General features: G+C 63.4%; 20 protein-coding genes and 1 tRNA gene. 8 read left to right on the top strand and 13 right to left on the bottom strand.

The window, feature by feature from the left end; genetic code table 11:
• Nucleotides 1-49: 49 nt before the first annotated feature.
• Nucleotides 50-532: a peroxiredoxin gene (locus tag AC1RZR_RS28015; RefSeq protein WP_379105777.1), complete on the bottom strand. Its 483-nt coding sequence runs from the start codon at nucleotides 530-532 to the stop codon at nucleotides 50-52.
• 103 nt (nucleotides 533-635) lie between these two features.
• Nucleotides 636-1,442, bottom strand: coding sequence for a protein-disulfide reductase DsbD domain-containing protein (locus tag AC1RZR_RS28010; RefSeq protein ID WP_477274033.1), 807 nt, complete (start codon nucleotides 1,440-1,442; stop codon nucleotides 636-638).
• A gap of 170 nt (nucleotides 1,443-1,612) precedes the next feature.
• Here AC1RZR_RS28010 and AC1RZR_RS28005 point away from each other — a divergent pair, with 170 nt between their 5' ends.
• Nucleotides 1,613-2,221, top strand: a complete 609-nt coding sequence (locus tag AC1RZR_RS28005) for a YqgE/AlgH family protein (protein WP_091576862.1) — start codon at nucleotides 1,613-1,615, stop codon at nucleotides 2,219-2,221.
• Nucleotides 2,222-2,238: 17 nt separating this feature from the next.
• Here AC1RZR_RS28005 and AC1RZR_RS28000 read toward each other — a convergent pair whose 3' ends face one another.
• Genes AC1RZR_RS28000 through thrC form a run of 4 tightly spaced genes read right to left on the bottom strand, consistent with a single transcriptional unit; the run spans nucleotide 2,239 to nucleotide 8,445 of the window.
• On the bottom strand, nucleotides 2,239-5,127 hold the full coding sequence (locus AC1RZR_RS28000) for an EAL domain-containing protein (protein ID WP_481826644.1): 2,889 nt from the start codon (nucleotides 5,125-5,127) through the stop codon (nucleotides 2,239-2,241).
• A gap of 2 nt (nucleotides 5,128-5,129) precedes the next feature.
• Nucleotides 5,130-5,726 (bottom strand): GNAT family N-acetyltransferase, encoded by a 597-nt coding sequence (locus AC1RZR_RS27995; protein WP_477274036.1) that lies wholly within the window; start codon nucleotides 5,724-5,726, stop codon nucleotides 5,130-5,132.
• Between the two features lie 14 nt (nucleotides 5,727-5,740).
• Nucleotides 5,741-7,033 carry a M16 family metallopeptidase gene (locus tag AC1RZR_RS27990; RefSeq protein ID WP_477274038.1) on the bottom strand — a complete coding sequence of 431 codons (1,293 nt, stop codon included), beginning with the start codon at nucleotides 7,031-7,033 and terminating at the stop codon, nucleotides 5,741-5,743.
• Nucleotides 7,034-7,047: 14 nt separating this feature from the next.
• Nucleotides 7,048-8,445, bottom strand: coding sequence for a threonine synthase (gene thrC / locus AC1RZR_RS27985; protein ID WP_481826643.1), 1,398 nt, complete (start codon nucleotides 8,443-8,445; stop codon nucleotides 7,048-7,050).
• A 127-nt stretch (nucleotides 8,446-8,572) separates the two neighbouring features.
• Between thrC and AC1RZR_RS27980 the strand changes: the two genes are divergently transcribed.
• Nucleotides 8,573-9,277 carry a hypothetical protein gene (locus AC1RZR_RS27980; RefSeq protein ID WP_481826642.1) on the top strand — a complete coding sequence of 235 codons (705 nt, stop codon included), beginning with the start codon at nucleotides 8,573-8,575 and terminating at the stop codon, nucleotides 9,275-9,277.
• 42 nt (nucleotides 9,278-9,319) lie between these two features.
• Here the strand turns inward: AC1RZR_RS27980 and AC1RZR_RS27975 are convergent, their stop codons facing one another.
• Nucleotides 9,320-10,003 (bottom strand): HAD family hydrolase, encoded by a 684-nt coding sequence (locus AC1RZR_RS27975; RefSeq protein ID WP_481826641.1) that lies wholly within the window; start codon nucleotides 10,001-10,003, stop codon nucleotides 9,320-9,322.
• Nucleotides 10,004-10,180: 177 nt separating this feature from the next.
• Between AC1RZR_RS27975 and AC1RZR_RS27970 the strand changes: the two genes are divergently transcribed.
• Nucleotides 10,181-11,314, top strand: coding sequence for a site-specific DNA-methyltransferase (locus AC1RZR_RS27970; RefSeq protein ID WP_379105792.1), 1,134 nt, complete (start codon nucleotides 10,181-10,183; stop codon nucleotides 11,312-11,314).
• A 67-nt stretch (nucleotides 11,315-11,381) separates the two neighbouring features.
• Here AC1RZR_RS27970 and AC1RZR_RS27965 read toward each other — a convergent pair whose 3' ends face one another.
• The gene (locus AC1RZR_RS27965; protein ID WP_481826640.1) at nucleotides 11,382-11,993 is read right to left on the bottom strand and encodes an HAD family hydrolase; all 612 of its coding nucleotides are present in this window, start codon (nucleotides 11,991-11,993) and stop codon (nucleotides 11,382-11,384) included.
• Nucleotides 11,990-13,192 carry an A/G-specific adenine glycosylase gene (gene mutY, locus AC1RZR_RS27960; RefSeq protein WP_481826639.1) on the bottom strand — a complete coding sequence of 401 codons (1,203 nt, stop codon included), beginning with the start codon at nucleotides 13,190-13,192 and terminating at the stop codon, nucleotides 11,990-11,992. The genes AC1RZR_RS27965 and mutY overlap by 4 nt, the downstream gene beginning before the upstream one ends.
• A 51-nt stretch (nucleotides 13,193-13,243) precedes the next feature.
• On the opposite strand from mutY, the gene AC1RZR_RS27955 reads away from it, so the two are divergent.
• The 3 genes from AC1RZR_RS27955 (at nucleotide 13,244) to smc (ending at nucleotide 18,187) form a co-directional block, all read left to right on the top strand.
• A complete protein-coding gene (locus AC1RZR_RS27955; protein ID WP_481826638.1) occupies nucleotides 13,244-13,744 on the top strand; it encodes a DUF721 domain-containing protein in 501 nt (166 codons plus the stop codon).
• A 162-nt stretch (nucleotides 13,745-13,906) separates the two neighbouring features.
• The gene (locus AC1RZR_RS27950) at nucleotides 13,907-14,650 is read left to right on the top strand and encodes a DsbA family protein (RefSeq protein WP_477274053.1); all 744 of its coding nucleotides are present in this window, start codon (nucleotides 13,907-13,909) and stop codon (nucleotides 14,648-14,650) included.
• Between the two features lie 78 nt (nucleotides 14,651-14,728).
• Nucleotides 14,729-18,187: a chromosome segregation protein SMC gene (gene smc, locus AC1RZR_RS27945; RefSeq protein WP_481826637.1), complete on the top strand. Its 3,459-nt coding sequence runs from the start codon at nucleotides 14,729-14,731 to the stop codon at nucleotides 18,185-18,187.
• A 138-nt stretch (nucleotides 18,188-18,325) separates the two neighbouring features.
• On the opposite strand, the gene AC1RZR_RS27940 is transcribed toward smc, so the two are convergent.
• Entirely contained in the window at nucleotides 18,326-20,416 is a 2,091-nt protein-coding gene (locus tag AC1RZR_RS27940) for an O-antigen ligase family protein (RefSeq protein ID WP_481826636.1), read from the bottom strand.
• On the opposite strand from AC1RZR_RS27940, the gene AC1RZR_RS27935 reads away from it, so the two are divergent.
• Nucleotides 20,416-20,691 carry a hypothetical protein gene (locus AC1RZR_RS27935; RefSeq protein ID WP_477274059.1) on the top strand — a complete coding sequence of 92 codons (276 nt, stop codon included), beginning with the start codon at nucleotides 20,416-20,418 and terminating at the stop codon, nucleotides 20,689-20,691. The two genes, AC1RZR_RS27940 and AC1RZR_RS27935, sit on opposite strands and share 1 nt — an antisense overlap.
• A gap of 283 nt (nucleotides 20,692-20,974) precedes the next feature.
• Here AC1RZR_RS27935 and AC1RZR_RS27930 read toward each other — a convergent pair whose 3' ends face one another.
• The 3 genes from AC1RZR_RS27930 to AC1RZR_RS27920 form a co-directional block, all read right to left on the bottom strand.
• The gene (locus AC1RZR_RS27930) at nucleotides 20,975-21,655 is read right to left on the bottom strand and encodes a Crp/Fnr family transcriptional regulator (RefSeq protein WP_477274061.1); all 681 of its coding nucleotides are present in this window, start codon (nucleotides 21,653-21,655) and stop codon (nucleotides 20,975-20,977) included.
• Between the two features lie 381 nt (nucleotides 21,656-22,036).
• Nucleotides 22,037-22,111 (bottom strand) — tRNA-Gln (locus AC1RZR_RS27925).
• Between the two features lie 127 nt (nucleotides 22,112-22,238).
• Nucleotides 22,239-22,583, bottom strand: a complete 345-nt coding sequence (locus tag AC1RZR_RS27920) for a VOC family protein (RefSeq protein ID WP_477274063.1) — start codon at nucleotides 22,581-22,583, stop codon at nucleotides 22,239-22,241.
• A 224-nt stretch (nucleotides 22,584-22,807) separates the two neighbouring features.
• On the opposite strand from AC1RZR_RS27920, the gene ppdK reads away from it, so the two are divergent.
• Nucleotides 22,808-25,492 carry a pyruvate, phosphate dikinase gene (gene ppdK / locus AC1RZR_RS27915; RefSeq protein ID WP_477274065.1) on the top strand — a complete coding sequence of 895 codons (2,685 nt, stop codon included), beginning with the start codon at nucleotides 22,808-22,810 and terminating at the stop codon, nucleotides 25,490-25,492.
• Nucleotides 25,493-25,698: the final 206 nt, after the last annotated feature.

Raw genomic sequence — 25,698 nt, 5'->3', positions numbered from 1 at the left:
GGGCGCAAGCGACCGTTGCGACGTCACGCCCGAAATCATCGCCGGGGCGTTAGAGCTGTCCCAGAATGTGAGCCGCGCCGGACTCGTCGACACCGGGCTTGGTCTCTACATTGAGCGCGGTGACCTTGCCGTCCTCGACGATCATCGAAAACCGCTTCGAGCGCAGTCCCATGCCACCTGCGGACAGGTCGTTATCGAGGCCGACTGCCTTGGCGAAATCCCCACTGCCGTCGGCGAGATAGAGGATCTTGCCCTCGCCGCCGGTGAAGCGCGCCCAGGCGCCCATGACGTGAGCGTCGTTGACCGAAACGACGGCGATGGTATCGACGCCGCGTGCCAGGATGGCGTCACGGTTCTCGAGATAGCCGGGCAAATGGTTGTTGCTGCAGGTCGGCGTGAAGGCTCCAGGAACCCCGAAAAGCACGACCTTCTTTCCCGAGAAAATCTCGGCCGACGTGATCGGCTTCGCGCCATCGGCGGTCATCGTCTTGAAGGTCGTTTCAGGCAGCTTGTCGCCAACGGAAATGGTCATGAATTTCTCGCTTGGAAAATGGGGAAGGGGCGTGTGCTTGCGTAGCGAACTCGGCGGCCTTCTGCAACCATCGAGGCGGCTTCAGTACATGATGCGGCGCGCTTTAAGGAAACGGCAAAAGCCCTTCGACCGCGCCGGTCGAACTCGTCAGCGTATAGTGAAGCCCGCCATCCGTCGGCGTCGTCGAAGGGCGGTCGAGGATCGGCACGGTGAAGATCAGCTTGCCGTCCTTTTCGCTGCGGGCAGGGGTCCCGAACATGTAATCCCGCTCGCCGGCGACAAAGAAATCAGCCGCCTCCGGATCGCCGGGAAAGCTTGCCTCGACAACCAGTGTTTCATGGTCGCCCGGCAGCACATTGATGCCGAAGTCGGACCTTGCGGGTGTCGGCAACGCCGCGAAGCTCGCCTTCACCAGCGCCGTGTCTTCGGCATTGTCCGGATCGGAGCCGGGGTCGACGGTCAGCCGCGTCTGCACCGGAATGCAGATCGTTTCGCAAATGCCGAGAAAGATGTCGGCGTCGATCACGGCGGGATCCTTCGCCGCCGACAGGGTGAACACCACCGGCAGCGAAACCGGATAGTCGTAGCCTGCCCATTTGCCATAGCCTTCGTCATGACGCTGCGGCGCCGGGAAGGAAAGCTGGGCGTCGGCGATGTTTGTGCTGCCTGAAATGTCGAGCTGCGGTGGCACGCCGGCGTCGCCCGGATCGCGCCAGTAGGTCTTCCAGCCGGGCTTGAGTGCTATGTCGAGAACGCCCTGGATGCGGCCGGCGGCATCGGCTTTGCCGCTTGTCACCAGCCGGACCTTGCCGCCTTCGCTGTTGTACCACGATGATGAGGAGGCGGCGGCGGGAAGAGCGGTCGCCAATCCGATGGCGGCGCCGAGCAGCAGGATTTTCAAGCTTTGCATGGCGGTGATTTGATCGTCCGTTCGTGGCCGCGCAATGATTTCGTACCCTTGCCGGTATCATATTTGCGTGACCTTGAGGGAAGGAATGCTCGAGCCGGCGGTATGGGCTTTGGTCGAATCACGCACGGCGCATCTTTTCGGCGCTTTGGAAACGCGTTACGCTCGCCGTCATGGACTTGTTGCGCCACAAGAAGACAGCCGCCAGCCGCGGCTTTCTCGACGATCAGTTCCTGATTGCCATGCCCGGCATGAAGGACGACCGTTTCACGCGCTCGGTCATCTACGTCTGCGCGCACAGCGATGAAGGCGCGATGGGGCTGATCATCAACCAGACACAGCAGATGCTGTTTCCCGACCTGCTCGTGCAACTGGGCATCATGAACGAACAGGAAGCGATCCGCTTGCCGGCGCAGGCGCGCGATTTCGTCGTGCGCAACGGCGGACCCGTCGACCGCAGCCGGGGCTTCGTCCTGCATTCGGGCGACTACCGGGTGGAATCGTCGCTGACCGTTTCGGACGACATCTGCCTGACCGCGACCGTCGACATATTGCGCGCCATTTCGTCTGGCCGTGGCCCCCGTCACGCGCTGATGGCGCTCGGCTATTCCGGCTGGGGCGCTGGCCAGCTGGAGACCGAGATCGCCGAGAATGGCTGGCTGACCTGTCCGGCCAATGCCGAGCTTCTGTTCGACACCGACATCGAGCGCAAATACGACCGGATCCTCGCCTCGATCGGCATCGATCTGGCGCATCTCAGCCTTGCCGCGGGACACGCCTGACCTCATCACAGAGGCTCTCAGGCTTGTGTCAGTGGATACTGTTCCTTCAGCGTCTTCAGCACCTGGTCGCCCGGCATCGGTGCGCCGAACATGAAGCTCTGCACATATTCGCAGCCCATCTGGCGCAGTTCCAGCGCATCGCTTTCGTCCGAAATGCCCTCGGCGACCACGGACAGGCCGAGTTCATGTGCCATGTTGACCATGGATTTGAGCAGCACCGCGCGCTTGGGGGTGTTGTCGTCGACGAAGCTCTTGTCGATCTTGATCGTGTCGAAAGGGAAACGCGTCAGATAGGCCAGCGAGGAATAGCCGGTGCCGAAATCGTCCAGCGACAGGCCAATGCCGAGCTGCTTCAGCTTGGTCAGCACATGGGCGGTCTGCTCTGGATTGTCCATCACCAGCGATTCGGTGAGCTCGAGCCGAAAGCAGCGCGGCTTCAGATTGGCGCGTGCGATGACCGAGCGGACATCGCTGACCAGATCGCGGCGGATGAGCTGGCGGCTGGACAGGTTGACCGAGACTGACAGCGGCGCGTCGCCGATCTGCTTTTGCCATCCGGCGAGATCTTCCGCCGCCTGCTGCATGGCGAACAGGCCGAGTTGCACGATCAGCCCGCAGTTTTCGGCGACCGGGATGAAGTCCGCCGGCGGGATCATGCCGCGGCGCGGATGATCCCAGCGCAGCAGGGCCTCGAAGCCGGCGACGCTGCCATCCTCCAGCCGCACGATCGGCTGGTAGGCGAGCGTGAATTCGCGCCGTTCGATGGCGCGTCGCAGGTCGGATTCGAACTGCAGCCTGTCGGTGCCGACGGTGCGGAAAGCCGGGCGGAACGGCTCGATCCTGTCGCCGCCGAAGCGCTTGGCCTGATGCATGGCAAGCTCGGCATCCTTGACCATGTCCTCGGCCGACATCTGGGGCGAGTTCCAGGTGATCAAGCCGATCGACGCCGTCAGCACGATCTCGCGCTTGGCGAAGGTGATCGGGTTGTTGATCGCGTGCTTGATTGCATCCGCCACCGCCGCGATGCGGGCCGGGTCCTGCTCGGACAACAGCATTAGCGCGAACTGGTCGCCGGCAAAGCGCGACAGCGAATCCTTCGGCTTGAGCAGCCGGTGCAGCCGACGCGCAATGGTCAAAAGGATGGTGTCGCCGGCCGAGATGCCGAGCCCGTCATTGACCTGCTTGAAGCGGTCGATGTCGATGACGAATACGGTTGGGCGCACTTTCTCTTCGGTACGGGCGATCGATATGATCGCTTCCAGCCGGTTCATCAAAAGTTCGCGGTTCGGCAGCCCGGTCAAATTGTCGTGTACGGCGTCGTGCAGCAGCCGTTCCTCGGACTTCTTCTGCTCGGTGACGTCGACCATGGTGCCGACGCAGCGGATGACTTCGCCGTCCGACCCGATCACCGGGCGAGCCCGCAATGAAAACCAGTGATAGTGGCCGTCGGCGCCGCGCAGGCGGAAGTTCTGCGACACCCGGCCGCGCCGGTGTTCCAGCACCACGTCGAGCGTCGTGCGGAAGGTGTCGCGGTCGTCGGCATGCAGCACCGGCAGCCAGTTGCGCGCGGCACCGCCGAGACTGTTGGGCGCCAGGCCGAGCTGGATGCTGACATCGGGCTTGGTGACGACGCGGTCGCGCAGCACGTCCCAGTCCCACACCGTATCGCCCGATCCGGCGACGGCCAGCGCCTGCCGCTCTAGGTCGGAGAACAGGCCCTGGTGCAGCGCACCGCCGGCAAAGGCGTGCTGCATGACGGTGAAGCCGATCAAAAGGATGATCAGGATCAGCCCGCCGCCCAACGCCGGCTGGGCGATGTCGTTGTCGAGCATGCCGGTGATCGCCATCCACGACCCGCATAGCCATAGCAGCACCATGACCCAACTGGGCACCAGCATGATGGCGCGGTCGTAGCCGCGTATGCCGAGGAAGATGATCAGCCCGAGCCCGGTCAACGCGGTGGCGGCGAAGGACAGCCTGGCGATGCCGGCGGCGACCGCCGGATCGACGATGGCGACGCCGGCGATCAGCACCAGTCCGAGGATCCAGACCAGCGCACCATAGCTGAAATGGCCGTGCCAACGGTTGAGATTGAGATAGGCGAACAGGAAGACCACGAAGGTCGCCGCCAGCGCCACCTCCGTCCCCGCTCGCCACATCTGCTCGTTGCCGGGCGATATCTCGATGATCTTGTTGAGGAAACCGAAATCGACGCAGATATAGGCAAGCACCGCCCAGGCGAGTGCCGCGGTCGCCGGGAACATCGACGTTCCCTTGACCACGAAAAGGATGGTCAGGAACAGCGCCAGCAGGCCGGCGATGCCGATGACGATGCCGCGAAACAGCGTGTAGGAATTGACCGAGTCCTTGTAGGATTCCGGATCCCACAGATAGACCTGCGGCAGCTTTGGCGAGGCCAGCTCGGCGATGAAGGTGATCACCGTGCCCGGGTTCAGCGTCACCCGGAACACGTCGGCGTCGGGGCTGGTCTGGCGGTCGAGCGCGAAGCCCTCGCTGGGCGTGATGGCGGCGATGCGGGTCGAGCCCAGATCGGGCCAGAAGATGCCGGAGTTCACCAGCCGGAAATGCGGCGCGACGATCAGCCGGTCGAGCTGCTGGTCGGTGGTATTGGCCAGCGCGAACACCGCCCAGTCGCCGGTCGACCGCGCATCGTTGGCCTCGACCTCGATGCGCCGCACGATGCCGTCCGGCCCGGGAGCGGTCGACACCTGGAAATTCTCGCCCTGGTTCCGGTAGATCTCGACGGCGCCCGACAGGTCGAGCGCGACGTCGTCGCGGGCAATCTTGATCGGCTCGACGGCGAAGGCCGACGATACCGCGCACAGCGTCAGGATTGCCGCAAGGACAAAGGCGAACAGCGGCCCGTTTCGCAGGAAATTCGTCAAAATCAGTCCTTCGTTCCCGCGCCCGGCGGATCGTCCGCGATCCGGGCGTAGAGGTAGTGGTCCTGCCAGATGCCGTTGATCCTGAGATAGGATCGCAGAAGTCCTTCGCGCCGGAATCCGGCTTTTTCAAGCACGCGGATCGACCGGGCGTTGTCGGGAATACAGGCCGCCTCGATCCGGTGCAACCTCAGCGTATCGAAGGCGAAGCGCGCCACCACCTTGACCGCGTCGGTCATCAGTCCACGGCCGCCGAAGCGCTCGCCGATCCAGTAGCCGACATGGCCGCTTTGCGAGACCCCGTGGCGTATGTTGCCGAGCGTGATGCCACCCGCCAGTCTGCCGCTGCTTTTCTCGAAGATGAAGAAGGCGATCGCCGTTCCCTGGGCATAGTCCTCGCGATAGCGGCTGATGCGCAGCCGCCACGCGGTGCGGTCCAGTTCATCGGGAGTCCAGCGTGGCTCCCATGGTTCGAGGAAGGCACGGCTTTCGCCGCGCACCGTCGCCCATTCGCGATAGTCATTCGTGAAGGGCACGCGCAGCGTTACGCGGTCGCCCTTCAGCGCCGGTAGATCGCGGCGAAAGAAAGGGAGCGCGAACACGACGCTTTGGGGGCTTAGACGGCGAGCTTGCGGGCCGTGGTCTGCGTGCCCGCAAGCGACTCGAGGATCGCCTCGTATGGCGCCAGCGTACCCACAGGCCCGACAGCGGTCAGCGTCGGCTTGGTCGAGAACAGCCGTGACGACAGGTCGGTCAGCCGCTCGATCGTCAGCGCCGACAGCCGCTCCATCAATTCCTCCTTGGCGATCGGCCGGCCGAACAGAAGCAGCTGCCGTGCGATCTGCGAGGCGCGGCTGGCCGGGCTTTCGGCGGACATGATCAGCCCGGCGCGATACTGGGCGCGGGCCCGGTCGAGTTCTTCCTGCAGGATGTTCTCGCCGGCCTTCTGCAGTTCGTCGATGATGACCGGTACCAGTTCGGCGATGTCGCTCTGGCCGGTCGCGGCATGGACGCCGAAGACGCCGGTGTCGGAAAAGCCCCAATGGAAAGCATAGACCGAGTAGCACAGGCCGCGCTTTTCACGGACTTCCTGGAACAGACGCGACGACATGCCGCCGCCAAGGATCATCGACAGCACCTGCGAGGCATAGAAGTCGCGCACATGATAGGCGCGTCCCTCGAAGCCCAGCACGATCTGCGCGTCCATCAGGTCGCGGTCCTCGCGGAAGTCGCCGCCGACATATTGCGCATATTGCGGGATGGTGCTGTCGGCCTTGCTGCGGAAGCCGCCGAGTTGTTTTTCGACCTCGCGCACGAAATTGTCGTGCTTGATGTCGCCGGCAGCGACGATCACCATGCGCTCGGCGCCGTATTGCCGTTCGATGAAATCGTGCAACTGCTTCGAGGTGAAGGATTTGACGGTTTCCGGCGTGCCCAGGATCGAGCGGCCGATGGTCTGGTGGCGAAAGGCCGTCTCGGTGAAACGGTCGAAGACGATGTCGTCGGGCGTGTCGTGCGCGGCGCCGATCTCCTGCAGGATCACATGCTGCTCGCGTTCGAGCTCCTGCGGGTCGAACTCGGACTCCTGCAGGATGTCGGCAAGAATGTCGACGGCCAGCGGCACGTCGTCGGAGAGCACCCTGGCATAGTAGGAGGTGGTCTCGACGCTGGTGGCGGCATTGATCTCACCTCCGACGTCCTCGATCTCCGAGGCGATTTCGAAGGCGCTTCGCCTTTTCGTACCCTTGAACGCCATGTGCTCGAGCAGATGGGCCATGCCATGCTCGTCGTCGCGTTCATTGCGGGCACCTGACTTGACCCAGGCACCAAGGGCAACCGATTCGATGCTTTGAAGGGTTTCGGTGGCGACTGTCAGGCCGTTCGACAGACGGCTTACCTCAACACCCATATGGCTACTACTCCCTAACGCGCCGCCCGCGCGCGGCGGCCGACGTAATCTTCCACCATTTTCAGGTCGGATGGAAGTACCGTGTATTTTTCCTCTGATGTCATCAACCCACCTAGCCATGCGGGCAGTGCCGGCGACACGCCACTGGCGGCTTCGACGGCGGACGGAAACTTTGCCGGATGGGCGGTGCCCAGCACCACCATCGGCACGGCGCCTGTCGCCTTGCCCGCCGCGACATGCACGGCTGCCGCGGTGTGCGGATCGAGGAGATAGTTGCTGGCGGTCAGCGTCGAGCGGATGGTGGCGGCGACCTCGTCCATCGTTGCGCGGCCGGCATCGAATTCCGACCGCATGCTGGCGATTTCCCGGGCTTCGATGGTGAAAGCGCCGGACTGCTTCAGGCCGTCCATGTAGCGCCGCACGGTCGCCGCCTCACGGCCGGAGGCCTCGAACAGCAAACGTTCGAAATTGGACGACACCTGGATATCCATCGACGGCGACGTGGTCGCAAAGACGCCTTTGGTGCGGTATTCGCCGGTCGCGAAAGTCCGCGCCAGGATGTCGTTGTCGTTGGTGGCGATGACCAGCCGCTCGATCGGCAAGCCCATCTTCTTGGCGGCGTAGCCGGCGAAGATATCGCCGAAATTGCCGGTCGGCACCGTGAAGGAGACCGGCCTGTCCGGCGCGCCGAGCGACAGCGCCGAAGAAAAATAATAGACGATCTGGGCCATGATGCGGGCCCAGTTGATCGAATTGACGCCTGAAAGCGCAACCCGGTCGCGAAAGCCGTGATCGTTGAACATGTCCTTGAGCAGACCCTGGCAATCGTCGAAATTACCTTCGATCGCCAGCGCATGGACGTTTTGCGCGGTCGACGTCGTCATCTGCCGCTGCTGTACCGGCGAGACGCGGCCATGCGGGAAAAGGATGAAGATGTCGGTGCGGCTGCGCCCGGCAAAGGCATCGATGGCGGCCCCACCGGTATCGCCCGAGGTGGCGCCGACGATGGTGGCGTGCTGATCGCGTTCGGTAAGCACATGGTCCATCAGCCGGGCCAGAAGCTGCATCGCCACGTCCTTGAAGGCGAGCGTCGGCCCGTGGAAAAGTTCCAGGACGAAGGTGTTGGGGCCGGTCTGCACCAGCGGGCAGACGGCTTCGTGGCGGAAGGTGGCATAGGCTTCGCGAACCAGACGTTCGAAGACGGGCGCCGGAATTTCGTCGCCAAGGAACGGCGACAGCACGCGGATCGCAAGGTCGGGATAGGCGAGGCCGCGCATGGCGCGGATCTCGGCTGCGGAAAACCGCGGCCACTCACGCGGCACATAGAGCCCGCCATCGCGCGCCAGGCCAGCCAGCACGGCATCGGAAAATCCAAGCACGGGCGCTTCGCCGCGGGTACTCACATATTGCATGTCACAAATCCGTTACTGCTTGACATTTCCGTTCACCACAAGGTGGTTAATTTCTGCGCTGGCTCAGTCGCATTTTTGCCGCGCGGTTGATATACGTCACCAGCTTTGCGAGAGGGAAGTGCAGTTCATGGCGTTTCATACATTCAGCGGTCGCTTTTTGGCGGGACTTGCGCTCACCGGCTTTATGCTTGCCGCCGCCGGCTGCCAATCGAGCGACAATGGCGTCCTGAACTTCGGTTTCGGCAAGAAGGATCCGACGGCGCCACCGCCACCACAGGATCCAAAGGTCCTGGCCAGCCAGTTGCAGGCCTATTGTCCGAGAGTGATGGTGCGAGACGGTACGGCCTTCTTCAACACCTATTCCAAGGACGTCCAGAAGCCCAAGTCGAGAAGAAAGGCCGACGCAGCAGAGGACCAGGCTGCAACCGACCCGGCTGCGACACCGCCTGACAATTCGGACAAGATCATCTACCAGGCATCGATCAGCGACGTGACCCGCGACTGCGTCCGCGCCAATGGCCAGTTGACGATGAAGATCGCGGTCGCCGGCAAGATCGTGCCGGGACCGAAGTTTTCTCCCGGCACCATCACCATGCCGATCCGTGTCGCCGTGATGCATGGCACGGATGTTCTCTATTCGCAGATCCACCCGTATCAAGTCCAGGTCACCGATTCGTCGGTCGCGACGCAATTCGTCTTCACCGATTCCAACGTTGTCGTGCCTGAGCCGACGGCGCAGGACTATCAGGCCTATGCAGGCTATGATGAAAACGCGCCGAAGACGACGGCGGACAAGCCGAAGAAGAGGAAGAGAACCGCCGCGACGAACTAAGTCTCGGCAGTTGTACGAGGCGTGCGTCGCTGCGTACGCCTCTCAGGCGTCCGCCGACCACTCCGACAGCGCCGCGATCACGCTTTTCAACTCCGCCCAGCGACGGATGACCGTCTCGGCGCCGGCCTCGGTCAGCGCGTCGGCATGGCCAGGATAGCTGTGGCTGGCACCGGTGAAGCCGATCACGCGCATGCCGGCCGTCCGGGCGCCGTGGACGCCGTGCACGGAATCCTCGATAACGAAAGTGTTTGCCGGATTGGCGTTGAGTTTTTCCGCCGCAAACAGGAACACGTCGGGCGCCGGCTTGGTCTTCTTGCTTGGTATCTCCAGGGCCGAAAAGATCCGGCCGGCGAAAAACGGCAGCAGGTGCACCTTCTCCAGCATGAATTCGATCCGCTCGGAGCGCGAATTCGAGCAGATGCAGTGCGGCACCGTGACCGCCGCGACCGCATCGCGCACGCCGTCGATGGCGCGCACGTCGCTGCGCAACTTGCGGTCGACCAGGTCTTCGGCGCGGTCGATCAGCGAGGCCTGGAAGGGAATCTTCGACTTTTCCTCGACCCGCATGTCCTTGAAGGTCAGTCCGGCATAGGTCTCGGCAATCTCCTCCGCCGAGATTTCGTATCCGGCCAAGGTTATCAATTCAGCCTCGACCCGCGCGGCGATGATTTCTGAATCGACGAGCACGCCGTCGCAATCGAAGATGACAAGGTCTGGCTGGGGCATGGTGATCCGGACAATGGGAGGATGAAGGGGCCTCGGAAGGCTCAGGCGGCGCGGCATACACCAACAGGGCGACCTTCGCAAATTCGCCAGTCCGCAGGTTTGACCTTCACCGAATATTTACGCTGATCGGTAACCATAACAGAGAGTAAAACTGTAACGCGTGCCTTGGGTGTCAGAATGTCAGCCGTGCGTCTTCTCGACGAGCTATCCCACGCTCCCCAGCAATCCGAATGGCTGGACACGATCCTCAAGGGCGACTGCGTCGCCGCGCTCGATCGGCTGCCGGAAAAGTCGATCGACGTCATTTTCGCCGATCCGCCCTACAATCTGCAGCTCGACGGCGACCTGCACCGGCCCGACCAGTCGAAGGTCGACGCCGTCGACGACGATTGGGACCAGTTCGAGAGCTTTGAGGCCTACGATGCCTTCACCCGCGCCTGGCTGCTGGCGGCGCGCCGGGTTCTGAAGCCCAATGGCACCATCTGGGTGATTGGCTCCTATCACAACATCTTCCGGGTCGGCGCCAAGATGCAGGATCTCGGCTTCTGGATCCTCAACGATGTCGTCTGGCGCAAAACCAATCCGATGCCGAATTTCCGTGGCCGCCGTTTCCAGAATGCACATGAGACGATGATCTGGGCCTCGCGCGACCAGAAGGGCAAGGGCTATACCTTCAACTACGAGGCGATGAAGGCGTCGAACGACGACATCCAGATGCGTTCCGACTGGCTGTTTCCGATCTGCACCGGCGGCGAGCGGTTGAAGAACGACAATGGCGACAAGCTGCACCCGACGCAGAAGCCGGAGGCGCTGCTCGCCCGCATCATGATGGCCTCGACCAAACCGGGCGATATTGTGCTTGATCCGTTCTTCGGCTCCGGCACCACTGGCGCGGTGGCCAAGCGCCTCGGCCGCCATTTCGTCGGCATCGAGCGCGAGCAGGCCTATATCGACGCCGCCAATGAGCGCATCGATGCGGTGCGGCCGCTAGAAAGCGCCGACCTGACCGTGCTGACCGGCAAGCGTGCCGAGCCGCGCGTCGCCTTCGTCAGCCTCATCGACACCGGGCTGGTGATGCCCGGCGCGACGCTTTACGATGCCAAGAAGCGTTGGGCGGCCAAGGTGCGCGCCGATGGCACGGTGGCGATCGGCGACAGCGCCGGCTCGATCCACAAGATCGGCGCCGAAGTGCAGGGCCTGGACGCCTGCAACGGCTGGACCTTCTGGCACTATGAGCGCAGCGGCGGCCTGACCCCGATCGACGAGCTTCGCCGCATTGCGCGGCTCGGCATGGAGCGGGCAGGGGCCTGAACCCCTGCCAACTGCCGCTCATTCTCGTTGATTCAAAATCTCATCGGATCGCTGGAAGCGATTCAAATCACGCCTTTATGCCGAGCCGTTCAAGGTCTGCTTGAAGCTTCTGCGCATCGGTGAACAGCACCGATTGCCAGCCGGCCGCCTTGGCGCCGTCGACATTCTTCTGGCTGTCGTCGATGAACAGCGTGGCCGACGGCTCGAGGCCGAACGCGGCGACGTGATGATCGTAGATACCCCGATCCGGCTTGATCATGCCGACTTCGCCGGAGATGGTGACGCCGCGCGGCCGTTCGAGAAAATCAAAGCGCTTGCGCGCCTCGGCCAGCGTGTCGCTGGCGAAATTGGTCAGCATGGTAACGTCGTGGCCGCTCTCGATCAGGCCGAGCATGATGGCGACGCTGTCCTCATAGGCATGCGGCACCATGTCGTGCCAATAGCGGCGGAAATTGCGGATGTTTTCCGCGTGGTCGGGATGCTCCGCGATCAGCAGCGCCTCGGCCTCTTGCCATGTCCGGCCACGGTCCTGCTCGATGTTCCAGTCGTGTGTGCAGACATTGTCGAAAAACCACTTTCTCTCTTCGGCATCCGGAATGAGGCGGCTGAACGGGATATTCGGATCGTAGTGGATCAGCACCTTGCCGATGTCGAAAACGATGTGGCGGATTTCAGTCATGCAGGCCTCTTTGCAGTGTGTGGCGACGGCTTTTTCGTCGCGCCGGGTATCGCAGCCTCTATTGCCTTTTTCATGACAGTGGGCAGCGCCTCGCCTGAAATGTCCGATGACAGCGACCAGAAATGACCGGCCGGCGTCTCGCCCTTCGTGTGGGCAAGGAACACGTCGAGCTCGAGCGCGAAATGGGTGAAGACATGCACGATCCGCCCCGCGAGCTTCCAGTTGCCGGCAAAGGGTGCGGCTGCTTGCGTGGTGTCGCCATCGATCCGCGCGGTCCAGCCCGTCGTCGGCACCTCGGTCATGCCGCCGAGCAGGCCTTTTTCCGCGCGTTTGCGCAGAAGAATGGCACCGTCGCCCCGCACGGCGACGAAGGCGGCGCCGCGCCGCAGCGGCTTGTCGGCTTTTGGCAGCCGGACCGGGAAGTGCTCGGGATCGCCTGAAACGACGGCGCTGCAGTCTTCGCGAAGCGGGCACAGCATGCAGCGCGGCCGGCGCGGCGTGCAGATCGTGGCGCCGAGATCCATCATCGCCTGGGCGAAGTCGCCCGGCCTTGTCCATGGCACCATGCGCTCGACATGGGCGCGTATCTCGGCCTTGGCCTCGCTCAGCGGCGTTGTGATCGAAAACAGCCGGGAGACGACGCGTTCGACATTGCCGTCGACAACGGCGGCGGGGCGGTCGAAGGCGATCGCCGTGATGGCGGCCGACGTATAGGCGCCGATGCCGGGCAGTTCCCGCAAGGCCGTCTCGGTGTCGGGAAAGCGGCCGCCACGCCGGGCCACCAGGTCGGCGCAGGCCTTGAGATTGCGCGCGCGGGAGTAGTAGCCGAGCCCGGCCCAGGCCTTCATCACGTCTTCGGTCGGCGCCGCGGCCAGCGCCTCGACATCAGGCCATTTCTCGATGAAGACGCGAAAATAGGCCTTCACCGCTTCGACCGTGGTTTGCTGCAGCATGACTTCGGACAGCCAGATACGGTAGGGATCGGGCCTCGCCCCGCGCGCATGCTCGCGCGGCGTGATACGCCACGGCAACTCGCGATGGTGCACATCGTACCAGCCGAGCAAGCGCGACGCGATGTCGTCACTCACTCCGGATGCAGCTACGCTGCTATCTCCGGATGTGGCTCCGCCACTATCCCCGGATGTGGCTCGGTCACTATCTCTGGATGCGGTCTTGCGGGTCTGGTCTGCTGGTGCCATTGATCGGGAATTGGCCTTGGCCGATATGAAGGTCGTAGCTGGAGAACGTACATGGCAGGGAGAACGCCCTACGGCAATCCCGTCCCGGTCAGCGATCTGGCGACCAAGATTCTCGACCCGGTGCTGCGCAAGCGGGCCGGCATTTCGATTGGCCTCGTCCAGTCGTGGGAAGAGATTGCCGGGCCACGGCTGGCCAGCCGTTCGCGTCCCGAAAAAATCCAATGGCCGCGCCGCATGCATGAAGATGATCCGTTCGAGCCGGCGGTGCTGGTCATCGCCTGCGAAGGCATGGCGGCGCTGCACCTGCAGCACGAGACCAGCGAGATCATCAACCGGGTCAACGCCTTTCTCGGCTTCACCGCGATCAGCCGGATCAGGATCCTGCAGAAGCCGGTGACAGTGGACAAGGGGAAGCACAAGCCGACCTTCAGGCCGCTGACCGCGGCCGAGAAGACGAAATTGTCCTCGACCGTCGGCCTGGTCGACGATGATGGGCTGCGCGCCTCGCTGGAAAGGCTCGGCGCCACCATTCTGGGGGAAAAGAAGTCATAGATTTGTCGTCAATATCTCGGATTTGTCTTCAATATCTCGCATTCGTGATCGTCCCAGTCAGGTTTCGCGATTGGATTGGGGACGGAGATGCCTTAATTCGCGCCAACTCTCGCCTTTTCGTGCCTTTGCATTGCAAAATCCAACCCTTGTCAGGTGATTCGTATGAACCGTCCCCCGTTTGGCCAAAGTCTGTCTCGCAGAAACGTCCTGTCTTCGCTGGCCGCCATTCCGGCGGTCGCCCTGCTCGCCGCCTGCAGCGACTCCAGCGAGGAAGCCAAGGCGGCGGATGTGAAGCCCGCGGCCCCGGCCGCGCCTGCGAAGCCGGCCACGCCGGCCGCCGCTACCGCGCCGGAAGCCCAGGGCACCGTGGATATGGCGGAACTGCTGAAGCCGGGCGCGCTGGCCGACAAGCAGCTTGGCAAGGACGACGCCAAGGTCACCATCGTCGAATACGCCTCGATGACCTGCCCGCATTGCGCGCATTTCGCCGAGACCACCTTTCCGGACCTGAAGACCAAATACATCGACACCGGCAAGGCCCGCTACATCCTGCGCGAATTCCCGTTCGATCCGAGCGCCGAGGCCGGTTTCATGCTGGCGCGCTGCGCCAAGGATAACTATTTCCCGATGGTGGATGTTCTGTTCAGGCAGCAGGCGAACTGGGTTGGAGTGCCCAATACCAAGGATGCGCTGCTGCAAATCTCGAAGCTCGCCGGTTTTACACAGGAGTCATTCGAAGCCTGCTTGACGGACCAGAAACTTCTGGACGATGTGAGATCGGTCCAGAAGCGCGGCGCCAATGAATTCAAGGTCGACTCGACACCGACCTTCTTCATCAACGGTAAGACCTACAAAGGGGCGATGTCGATTGAGGAAATGTCGGCCATCATCGACCCTCTGCTCTGACGTCCAGGCAGCGCCGAAGCGGCGGCGCTTCGGCGTGCGCGCCCCTTTGTCGTGCCGCAGCTCTAGTGGGCGGCGCGAATGAAGTTTTCGCGCCTCCGCCTCCTCGGTTTCAAATCCTTCGTCGAGCCCGGCGAGTTCGTCATCGAACGCGGCCTGACGGGAATTGTCGGGCCGAATGGCTGTGGCAAGTCGAACCTGGTCGAGGCGCTGCGCTGGGTGATGGGCGAAAGCTCGTACAAGAACATGCGCGCGTCCGGCATGGACGACGTCATCTTTTCCGGCTCGGGCACGCGTCCGGCGCGCAACACCGCCGAAGTCACGCTCTTCCTCGACAATAGCGACCGCTCGGCGCCCGCAGCCTTCAACGATGCCGACGAACTGCAGGTGTCGCGCCGCATCGAGCGCGAAGCGGGCTCGCTCTACCGCATCAACGGCAAGGAGGCGCGCGCCAAGGATGTGCAGCTTCTCTTCGCCGACCAGTCGACCGGCGCGCGCTCGCCGTCGATGGTCGGGCAGGGCCGTATCGGCGAACTGATCCAGGCCAAGCCGCAAGCGCGCCGCGCCCTGCTGGAAGAGGCAGCGGGCATTTCCGGTCTGCACACCCGTCGTCACGAGGCCGAGCTGCGGCTGAAGGCGGCCGAGCAGAACCTTGAACGCCTGGACGATGTCGTCGGCGAACTGGAAAGCCAGATTGAAAGCCTCAAGCGCCAGGCGCGCCAGGCGTCACGCTTCAAGAACCTTTCGGCCGATATCCGCAAGGCCGAAGCGACGCTGCTGCATCTGCGCTGGACTCTGGCCAAGACACAGGAGGGCGAGGCGCGTTCGGCGCTGGCCGTTGCCACGGCGCTGGTCGGCGACCGCGCCGCCGCCCAGATGGCCGCCGCCAGGGAGCAAGGCATCGGCGCCCACCGCTTACCGGACCTGCGTGACGCGGAAGCCGCCGCTGCCGCTGCCTTCCAGCGCCTGTCGATCGCCAAGTCGCAGATCGAGGAGGAAGCCGGCCGCATCCGCGCCCGTCAGAGCGAGATTGAGCGCCGGCTGCAGCAACTCGACGGCGATATCGCGCGCGAGGAGCGGATGGTCCGTGACAATGCGGATATCCTCGAACGCCTTCGCACCGAAGAAGCCGCGCTCAATTCTGAAAATGCCGGTGCCGCCGAGCGCGAGGCCAGCACCCGCGCGGCTTTCGAGCAGGCCGCTTCGACGCTTGCGGCAAGCGAAGCCAAGCTCGCCGCACTGACCGCCGAACGAGCCGAGGCTGCCGCCTCGCGCAACCAGATCGAGCGGACGCTGCGCGACACTGCCGAGCGCCGCGACCGTTTCGGCCGTCAGCTCGCCGATGTCGACCGGGAACTGTCGGAGATCCTCTCCAAGGTGGCGGGCCTGCCGGATCCTGCCGAGAAGCGCTTGCTGGTCGAACAGGCCATGGCGCTGCTGGATGAGGCCGAGGCAGCCGTGGCGGAGGCCGAGCAGTCGGTCATCGATGCCCGCGCCACTGAAAGTGCGGCCCGGCCGCCGTTACAGGACGCCAGGGCCGAGCTGGCGCGCATCGAGACCGAAGCGCGCACGCTGGCCAAGATCCTCAACGCCGCCAGCGGCGATCTCTTCCCGGCAGTGCTGGAGCAGATCAGCGTCGATCGCGGCTTCGAGACAGCGCTGGGTGCGGCGCTTGGCGAAGACCTCGACGTGCCGCTCGACCGCAGCGCGCCGGTGCATTGGGGCGAAAGCGGGATCCAGCCCGGCGACGCCGCGCTGCCTGAAGGCATCAGGAGCCTCGCCAGTGTCGTCCATGCGCCGGCACAGCTCGCCCGCCGCCTGGCGCAGATCGGTATCGTCGAGACCGGCGATGGCCGCCGGCTGCAGGCACTTCTTGCCCCTGGCCAGCGGCTGGTCAGCCGCGAGGGCGCGCTCTGGCGCTGGGATGGCTTCACCGCCAGTGCCGACGCGCCGACCGCCGCCGCGCAACGGCTGGCGCAGAAGAACCGGCTGGCCGAGCTCGATGCCGAAGCGGTGCAGGCGACACTCGTCCTGCGCCAGGCCGAGGAGGCGCTTGCCCAGGCCGAACAGGCACTTCGCCTGGCGAGCGAGACCGAGCGCAATGCGCGCCAGGCCGGACGTGACGCCCAGCATCGGCTGGACGCCGCCCGCAATGCGCTGGCCGAGGCCGAAAAGGCCGGCGGCGAACTGTCGAGCCGGCGCGCGGCCCTCGATGAGGCGCGCGCCCGCATCGTCGACAGCCATGAGGAGACCTCGGCGGCCTTCGCCGAGGCCGAAATGCTGCTGCAGGACGCGCCTGATCTCGGCGACCTGCAACTGCAGCTCGAACAATCCTCGGCCAATGTCGCTCGCGACCGCGCCACGCTTGCCGATGCGCGTGCCGTGCACGAGGGTCTGCGGCGCGAAGCCGAGGCGCGCACGCGCCGGCTCGATGCCATCGGCACGGAGCGCAGCAACTGGCTGGAGCGGGCCGAAAACGCCTCGACGCAGATCGCATCGCTTGGCGAACGCAAGGCCGAGGCGGAGGCCGAGCGCGAGCGACTGGCGGATGCGCCCGACGAAATCGACGCCAAGCGGCGCGCCTTGCTGTCGCAACTCACCGAGGCCGAGACCTTGCGCAAGGCGGCCGCCGACCGCTTGCAGGAGGCCGAAAACCGGCAATCCGAAATGGACAAGGCGGCCACCGGCGCCATCCAGTCGCTGGCCGAGGCACGCGAAACCCGCGTCCGTGCCGAAGAGCGGCTGACGGCGGCCGACGAACGCCGGCTGGAGATCGAGGCGCGCATCCAGGAAACACTGAACACGCCGCCGCATCTGGTTATCCGACATACTGGTCTGGAGGCCGACAGCCCGATGCCGGAAATGGCCGAGATCGAGCGTCAGCTTGACCGGCTGAAGATCGAGCGCGAGCGGCTTGGCGCCGTCAATCTGCGCGCCGAGGAAGAGCAGAAGGAGCTTTCCGACCGGCTGGAGACGCTCGTCTCCGAGCGCGAGGACATCATCGAAGCGATCCGCAAGCTCAGGCAGGCGATCCAGAGCCTGAACCGCGAAGGCCGCGAGCGCCTGCTTGTCGCCTTCGACGTGGTCAACGGCCATTTCCAGCGGCTGTTCTCGCATCTGTTCGGCGGCGGTACGGCGGAGTTGCAGCTAATCGAGTCCGATGATCCACTCGAGGCCGGGCTCGAAATCCTGGCCCGCCCGCCCGGCAAGAAGCCGCAGACCATGACGTTGCTGTCCGGCGGCGAGCAGGCGCTGACGGCGATGTCGCTGATCTTCGCCGTGTTCCTGACCAACCCGGCGCCGATCTGCGTGCTCGACGAAGTCGACGCGCCGCTCGACGATCACAATGTCGAGCGCTTCTGCAATCTCATGGACGAGATGGCCGCCACCACCGAGACGCGCTTCGTCATCATCACCCACAACCCGATCACCATGGCACGCATGAACCGGTTGTTCGGCGTAACCATGGCCGAGCAGGGTGTCAGCCAGCTCGTCTCGGTCGACCTGCAGGCCGCCGAGGCAATGCGCGAGGCGAGCTGAGCCGCCGGCCTGAGGGCCGCCGCAAATTCCGGATTCGACAACTCCTGTCATGAACGGGTTCAGTCGAGGGCGCTTTAAGTCTTTGCTTTTCTGCCTGCCGCAGCCAGCCCCCGCACGTTTTGCGCACCTGTGGCCGGCCTAAAAATAGGTTCTCGGCTGGACGAGGTTGTTCTGCTGGCGAAGATAGAAACAATAGAAGCCGAATGCGGCAGCGAACCACATGAAGGCCTCGCCCATCGCCAGCCGGTTGTTCGAATTGCTGAGGATGGTGAGGGCGAAGAAGACCAGCGTCGAGATGTAGCAGGGCCATGCGGCCGGAGCGATAAGCCTGGCCCGCACGGCCAGCAGGACCTGCCTGGACGACCAGGTGTAGAGAAAGGCGAAGAACGCCAGCCCGACCACACCATAGCGCACGGCTATCTCCAGATACCCGTTGTGGAAGACGTTGAAGATCATGGGATGATAAGTCCTGTTCTGCCATTCCGTGAGCCAGCTGGAGCTGGCTCCGAAGATCGGGTGGCGTTTCCAGACCTCGATCGCATCGGCCCACAGCATCAGCCGTTCCTTGGCCGCAAGCGGAACCGTGTTGCTCGCGATGGCGCGGTCGAAGGCCGGGAGGACGCCGCGGCTCAAAACATCCGCAACCAGGCTCTTGACGAAGATCATGGTGTCGCCCGCGGTGGACCAGAAGATGTTGTGGGCGGCGACGAAGCCGGCTGCCACGATCGCCAGCACGCCGCCCCCGACCATCAGCTCGCGGCGATGGCCTCTCGCCAGGGTCATGACCGCCACCAGGAGCAGGGCGAGTGCGAGCGCGAGCCAGACGCCCTTTGACCGCAGCGCGATGATGTTGACGAGGGCAAACAGGAGGACGGCTGCCGACAGCGCCCAGTGCAGGCTCCTGGTTGTCTTGCCCAGGTCTGTTCTTTGGGCCGTGTAGGCCATGAACTGCAGCGTGCAAAGGAAGACGAAACCCGCCGCCACCGACGCGTGAATGGGATTGTTGAAAAGCCACGGCTCCGGTCTGATGCCATGAAGTATGGCCGAATAGCCGGTGTCCGCCGCCAGGAAGACAAGACTGAGGATCATGAACCAGAGCACGAGCCGCGCCGGCCGCCTGGCAAACAGCAGGAGGGCGAAGCCGGTCGTCGCATAAAACAGCGGAAACAGGTAGATGCCCTCGGCGCCACCCAGCTGATGGGTGCCGAAATAGACGACCGCCAGTCGGATGAAGACATAGAGCGACCAGCCCACGCACAGACCGCCGACCCACCCGATCAGCGGTTTGCTGTAGGTCCACAAATCCACCCTGAACCAGCGGATGGCGGCGACCAAGGCCAGCGCCAGGCCCGCATAGCGGTAGGTGTCGGCCTCGCGCCAGGCCGAGGAGACCAGAGCGAGAATGGCGAATGACGCGAGCACCAGAAGCAGGGTGTTGCGCGGCGCGTCATCCCTGGCGTAGTCCGGTGTTTCCAGCGGTAACGGCGGCCGCAGCAGGACGTGATGCAGGCGGCACAGCTCGTCCCTGGCCCGCGACACCCCGGCGACCCACCGGCCCGGCCAGGGCAACCGCGCGAATTTGTAGCTGCCCGAGGGGCCGGCTATGCCGGAAACCTTGCTGCTGGCGGCGAAGCCAAGCACGTTCTGGCGAACCGAATAGACTTTCAGGCCAGTGTCCCAAAATCGTTCGAGTGCGACGTCCCACGGCATTTTCATCACGGCGAGCGCCGACAACAGCCCCTGCGCGCCCTCCCGCGTCACCAGGTAGGCGGCGGCCGAGCCCTGCGGGCCATGCAGCGCGCGGCCGATCTCGTCGCCTTGCGTCGTCCCGACGGCGCGCATGAAGAAGCTCATGCGATGGTTGGTCAGCTTGATGACGTCGAAATCCGGCACCGCGGCGATGATGGCCTCGATGCGCTGCATGGTGTTTTCGCCGAAGAGGACGTCGTCCTCGACAATCAGGCCATGGGCGCTGCCATTGGTCAGGAACGTTTCCAGCGCCTGGATATGGCTGCGGTAACAGGCATATTCGCCGGGCAGAATATCGCGCCCGCTCAGCCTGCGTGCGGTTGGAAGATCGATCTCCGTCCAATCCGCTTTGGCAAGGGCGCGGCCGTCGATGGCGGCAATGCGGTGCAGGGTCAGGCCGGCCGCTTCGGCGCTGGCGAGCAATCCGCTCCAGCGGTCGGTCTCACGATCGAGGTTGATGGCGAAGATGGGAAGGTTCATTGAAGTTCCATTTTCGGCCGCCACCCGTCCTGGTCGAATCTGCGACGACCTTGTATGGAAAAGGGGGAGATGTTCAAGGCTATACTGTTCAGACCATGTGCATGCTTTCGGAGCTTGAAAAGATCGTCAAAGTTCGCCTGAACCATCACACGGCCGCCACGCGCCATGGTCGCCGAAAGGCAGTGCTGAGTGGCGGACGATGCACAAGCCCTCTGTGCATGACCATGAAACAGGTGATTGCGGCCAACGCTACGATCAAAGCCGAAGATCACTGATCGGAAAGGCGCTTTCTGCGATTGGCCTGTCCACGACGATTGGCCGTAGCGAAACGGGGGGCCGGCGCGCCCGCTTGCGGGGGGCGTGAGACGGACGCGCCAACGTCACCGACAACGCCGAGCCATCTTTCTGACGCACACGACCGGGGGGTGGGTTGCGCCGGTAGTCATGCGGTTGCCACACCGAGATGGTCTTGGGTTGTAGGTCCGGTCCGGAGGGCGGGACCACCGCAAAATCTAACACAGGTGCAAGTGACTTGGCTGTTCCATACAGAACAGGTCCTCAACGCTCCTTGCCCCTGAGGCGAGGATTGTCGTGCAGCACCACATTCAGGAGAGAGTTGTGAACCTCCAAATCTCCATTGTAGTGGATGAACCCGAGCTTGCGGAACTTGTTCATGAACGTGCTCACGCGCGACCTTGTGGTGCCGACCATCTCCGCGAGCGTCTCCTGGCTTATCTTCGGTATGACAAGCTGAGGGCTCCCTTCCTTGCCAAAGTTCGCCATCAGAAGGAGCAACCTCGCCAGACGCTTCTCACTCGAATTGAAAAGCTGGTCCACCAAGTCCTCTTCAACGCGGGCGTTCCTCGCCAGCAAATATGAAATGAACATCGCTGAGAACTTCGGCTCCTCCCGGAGCACGCGCGCGATGGATGCTTTGTCCAGTCGCATAACGACGCTGTCCATTATCGCAAAAACTGTCGCCAACCGCAGCGGCTGACCAGACAAGCAGCCTTCGCCGAAGAAGTCCCCGCTCTCGTGCAGAGCGACGATCGCTTCCTTGCCCTGCTCCGATACGATGCAGACTTTGATCTTGCCCTTTTGGATGTAGAAGACGGAATCCGCCGGGTCGCCCTGCGAATAGACAGTCTCATTCTTGCGATACGTCGCTACGGTCCTTCCGCCGTCCACGGTATTGAGGAAGACGTTCACGTCGAACGGGCGCTTGTTGGTCCTGGCCACGACATGTCTCAAGTTCGGTAAGGTGATATTCTAACAGAAAATGCCTCGGTTGAGGAACAGTCAAGCAGCCCTGTGTCGGGGCGAAGGCGCATAAGCGCCGACACCCATTCTGTTGCCGGTCATCTTTTCACGAGACCCCTCAGGCAGCGGTATATCAAACGACATGGCAAACGAGCTGCAGTTAATCGTGGGCCTCGGGCGGAAGCAGGCGCGAAAAAGCCCGCGTTCCAGAGGGAAGGGGGAAGGCGGGCTCTTTGACAAGCTAAGGCTTGGGCTTCTCAGGTCGGCCATCAACTCGCGAAGAGAAACAGGTGACCTTGAATGCCAGGCGTTTGGAAATCGAATTCAACGCAAGTCATTGGTTTTGCTTAAGAAACATGATGGCTGGGGCGCCAGGATTCGAACCTGGGAATGTCGGTACCAAAAACCGATGCCTTACCACTTGGCGACGCCCCAATTGCCGTCAGAGTCGCTTGTGCGGCGCGTTCTTAGCAGAGCAGCCAAAAAGCACAATCCTTATGAGCGATGGCGAGAACGCCCAAATTGGGCAGGCAACTCAGTGCTGCCAGATGACATGCATCGGCTATTCAGCCCACACCGCCATCTCGTTTCCGGCCGGATCGACAAAGTGGAAGCGGCGGCCGCCGGGGAATGAAAAGATCGGCTTGACGATCGTGCCGCCCGCGCTTTCAACGGCGCTGAGGGTTGCTTCCAGATCGCTGCTGTAGAGCACCGGCAGAGGCTTGGCCGGTGCTTCCTCGGCGTCGGCCTGGAAGCCTCCGTCCAGCCCTTCGGCAAACGCCGAGTAGGTCGGCCCGTAGTCGGTAAACGACCAGGCGAAGGCGGCGCTGTAGAAAGCCTTCAGCCGGTCCAGCGTTCCGCCGGTCGCCGGCATTTCCAGATAGTCGAGTTTTCCGGGCAGTTTCATGCGGCACCTATTTGTTCTTGTTATGTTCTAAATCAAAAACCCTGCGAAGGCAAGTCTTTTTGACGCATCCGCCGACATGGCTTTTGCTTAATCGATTGTAGCGGCCGGATGGCTTGCCAACGCCTTGCCTTTCGCACTGCAGCATCATATCGCTCCACAGTCGGACGCGGCGGAACTTTCCGTTTCGCCAATCTTTCCAATCTCCTGCAACCGGAGAGCAAAGCATGACCAAGTGGGTTTTCACCTTTGGCGATGGTGCGGCGGAAGGCCGTGCCGGCGACAAGAATCTGCTGGGCGGCAAGGGCGCCAACCTGGCCGAGATGTGCAGCCTGGGCCTGCCGGTGCCGCCGGGCTTCACCATCACCACCGAGGTCTGCAACGCCTACTATGCCAATGGCCGCACCTATCCAGAAGGCTTGGAAGCGGATGTCGCGGTCGCGCTCGACCAAATCGGCCGGCTGACCGGCCGCCGGTTCGGCGATCCGTCGAAACTGCTGCTGGTGTCGGTGCGTTCGGGGGCTCGCGCCTCGATGCCCGGCATGATGGATACCGTGCTCAACCTCGGGCTGAACGACGAGACGGTCGAGGCGCTGGCCGCCGATTCCGGCGATGCGCGCTTTGCCTATGACAGCTACCGCCGCTTCATCCAGATGTATTCCGATGTCGTGATGGGCCTCGACCATGAGGTGTTCGAGGAAATCCTCGAAGACCAGAAGGGCGGGCTCGGTCATGAGCTCGACACCGAACTGACGGCGCTCGAATGGCAAGGCGTCATCGCGCTCTACAAGGCCAAGGTCGAGGAAGAACTCGGCAGGCCGTTTCCGCAGGATCCGCATGAGCAGCTCTGGGGCGCCATCGGCGCCGTGTTTTCGAGCTGGATGAACAACCGCGCCATCACCTATCGGCGCCTGCACGACATTCCCGAAAGCTGGGGCACGGCGGTCAATGTCCAGGCCATGGTGTTCGGCAATATGGGCGAAACCTCGGCCACAGGCGTTGCCTTCACCCGCAATCCGTCGACCGGCGAAAAGATGCTCTATGGCGAGTTCCTGGTGAACGCGCAGGGCGAGGACGTCGTTGCCGGCATCCGCACGCCGCAAAACATCACCGAGGCAGCGCGCATTGCCGCCGGATCGGACAAGCCGTCCTTGCAGAAGCTGATGCCGGACGCCTTCCAGTCCTTCGTCACCATCTCCGACCGTCTGGAGAAGCACTACCGCGACATGCAGGATCTCGAATTCACCATCGAGCGCGGCAAATTGTGGATGCTGCAGACCAGATCCGGAAAGCGCACCGCCAAGGCGGCGTTGAAGATCGCGGTCGAAATGGCTCGCGACAAGCTGATTACCAAGGAGGAGGCGGTCGCTCGCATCGATCCGGCCTCGCTCGACCAGCTGCTGCATCCGACCATCGATCCGAAGGCCGCGCGTGACGTCATCGGCATCGGGCTGCCCGCTTCTCCCGGTGCCGCCACCGGCGAGATCGTGTTTTCCTCCACTGACGCCGAGGAGTTGAAGACGCAAGGCCGCAAGGCGATCCTAGTGCGCATCGAAACCAGTCCCGAAGACATTCACGGCATGCATGCGGCGGAGGGCATCTTGACCACGCGCGGCGGCATGACCAGTCACGCCGCGGTCGTCGCGCGCGGCATGGGCAAGCCTTGCGTGTCGGGCGCCGGCTCGCTGCGTGTCGACTACAAGGCCGGCACGCTGATGGCGATGGGCTCGACCTTCCGCAAGGGAGACATCGTCACCATCGACGGCAGCAATGGCCAGGTGCTGAAGGGTGCCGTGTCGATGCTGCAGCCGGAACTGTCCGGCGATTTTGCCGCCATTATGGAGTGGGCGGACGCCGTGCGCCGCATGAAGGTGCGCACCAATGCCGAAACGCCGCTCGACGCGCGCATGGCGCGCTCCTTCGGCGCCGAAGGCATCGGGCTTTGCCGCACCGAGCACATGTTCTTCGATGGCGACCGCATCGTCGCCATGCGCGAGATGATCCTGGCCGACACCGAAAAGGACCGGCGCACGGCGCTCGCCAAGCTGCTGCCGATGCAGCGCTCGGATTTCCTTGAACTGTTCGAGATCATGGCCGGCCTGCCGGTGACGATCCGCCTGCTCGATCCGCCGCTGCACGAATTCCTGCCCAAGACCGAGGCGGAAGTCGCCGAGGTCGCCGCGGCCATGAAGGTGTCGCCGGACAAGCTCCGGCAGCGCACCGAGGCGCTGCACGAGTTCAACCCGATGCTCGGTCATCGCGGCTGCCGCCTGGCTGTCTCCTATCCCGAGATCGCCGAGATGCAGGCGCGCGCCATTTTCGAGGCGGCCGTCGAGGCCGGCAAGAAGGCGGGCGCGCTTGTGGTTCCGGAGATCATGGTGCCGCTGGTCGGCCTGGTGAAGGAACTCGACTACGTCAAGGCGCGCATCGATGCCGTCGCCAAGAGCGTCATGGAGGAAACCGGCGTCAAGATCGACTACCTCACCGGCACGATGATCGAACTGCCGCGCGCCGCGATCCGCGCCCATGTCATCGCGGCTACGGCCGAGTTCTTCTCCTTCGGCACCAACGACCTGACCCAGACCACATTCGGCATTTCGCGCGACGATGCGGCCTCGTTCCTGGAGACCTACCGCCAGAAGGGCATTATCGACCAGGATCCATTCGTCTCGCTCGACATCGACGGCGTTGGCGAACTGGTGCGCATGGCTGCCGAAAAGGGCAGGGCGACGCGGCCCAACATCAAGCTCGGCATCTGTGGCGAACATGGCGGCGACCCGGCCTCGATCCGCTTTTGCGAAGAGGTTGGCCTCGACTACGTGTCCTGCTCGCCCTATCGCGTGCCAATCGCGAGGTTGGCGGCCGCGCAGGCGGCGGTGCTGGTTGCTAGATCGAATCCGGGAAAAGTGTGAAACGGTTTTCCCGGGAAAAGCGCGTCGCGATTTCCCTCAGGGAATTGTGTCAAAAACAGTTGGAGGCAGGCCGCGGATAGGATCCAGTCAGGTCGAGCTTACCGTTTTGTAAGGCAAGTCACACGAACGTGCTGACGGCATCGCCTAGTCTCGACAATATCTCGACAATGTTTCCGGGTATTTTGCGGGCATCCCGCCAATTGCCC

The organism is Mesorhizobium bavaricum, from assembly GCF_056781655.1.
Note: the sequence above shows the minus strand (reverse complement) of the source record. Positions and strands in the feature narration are given on the sequence as shown.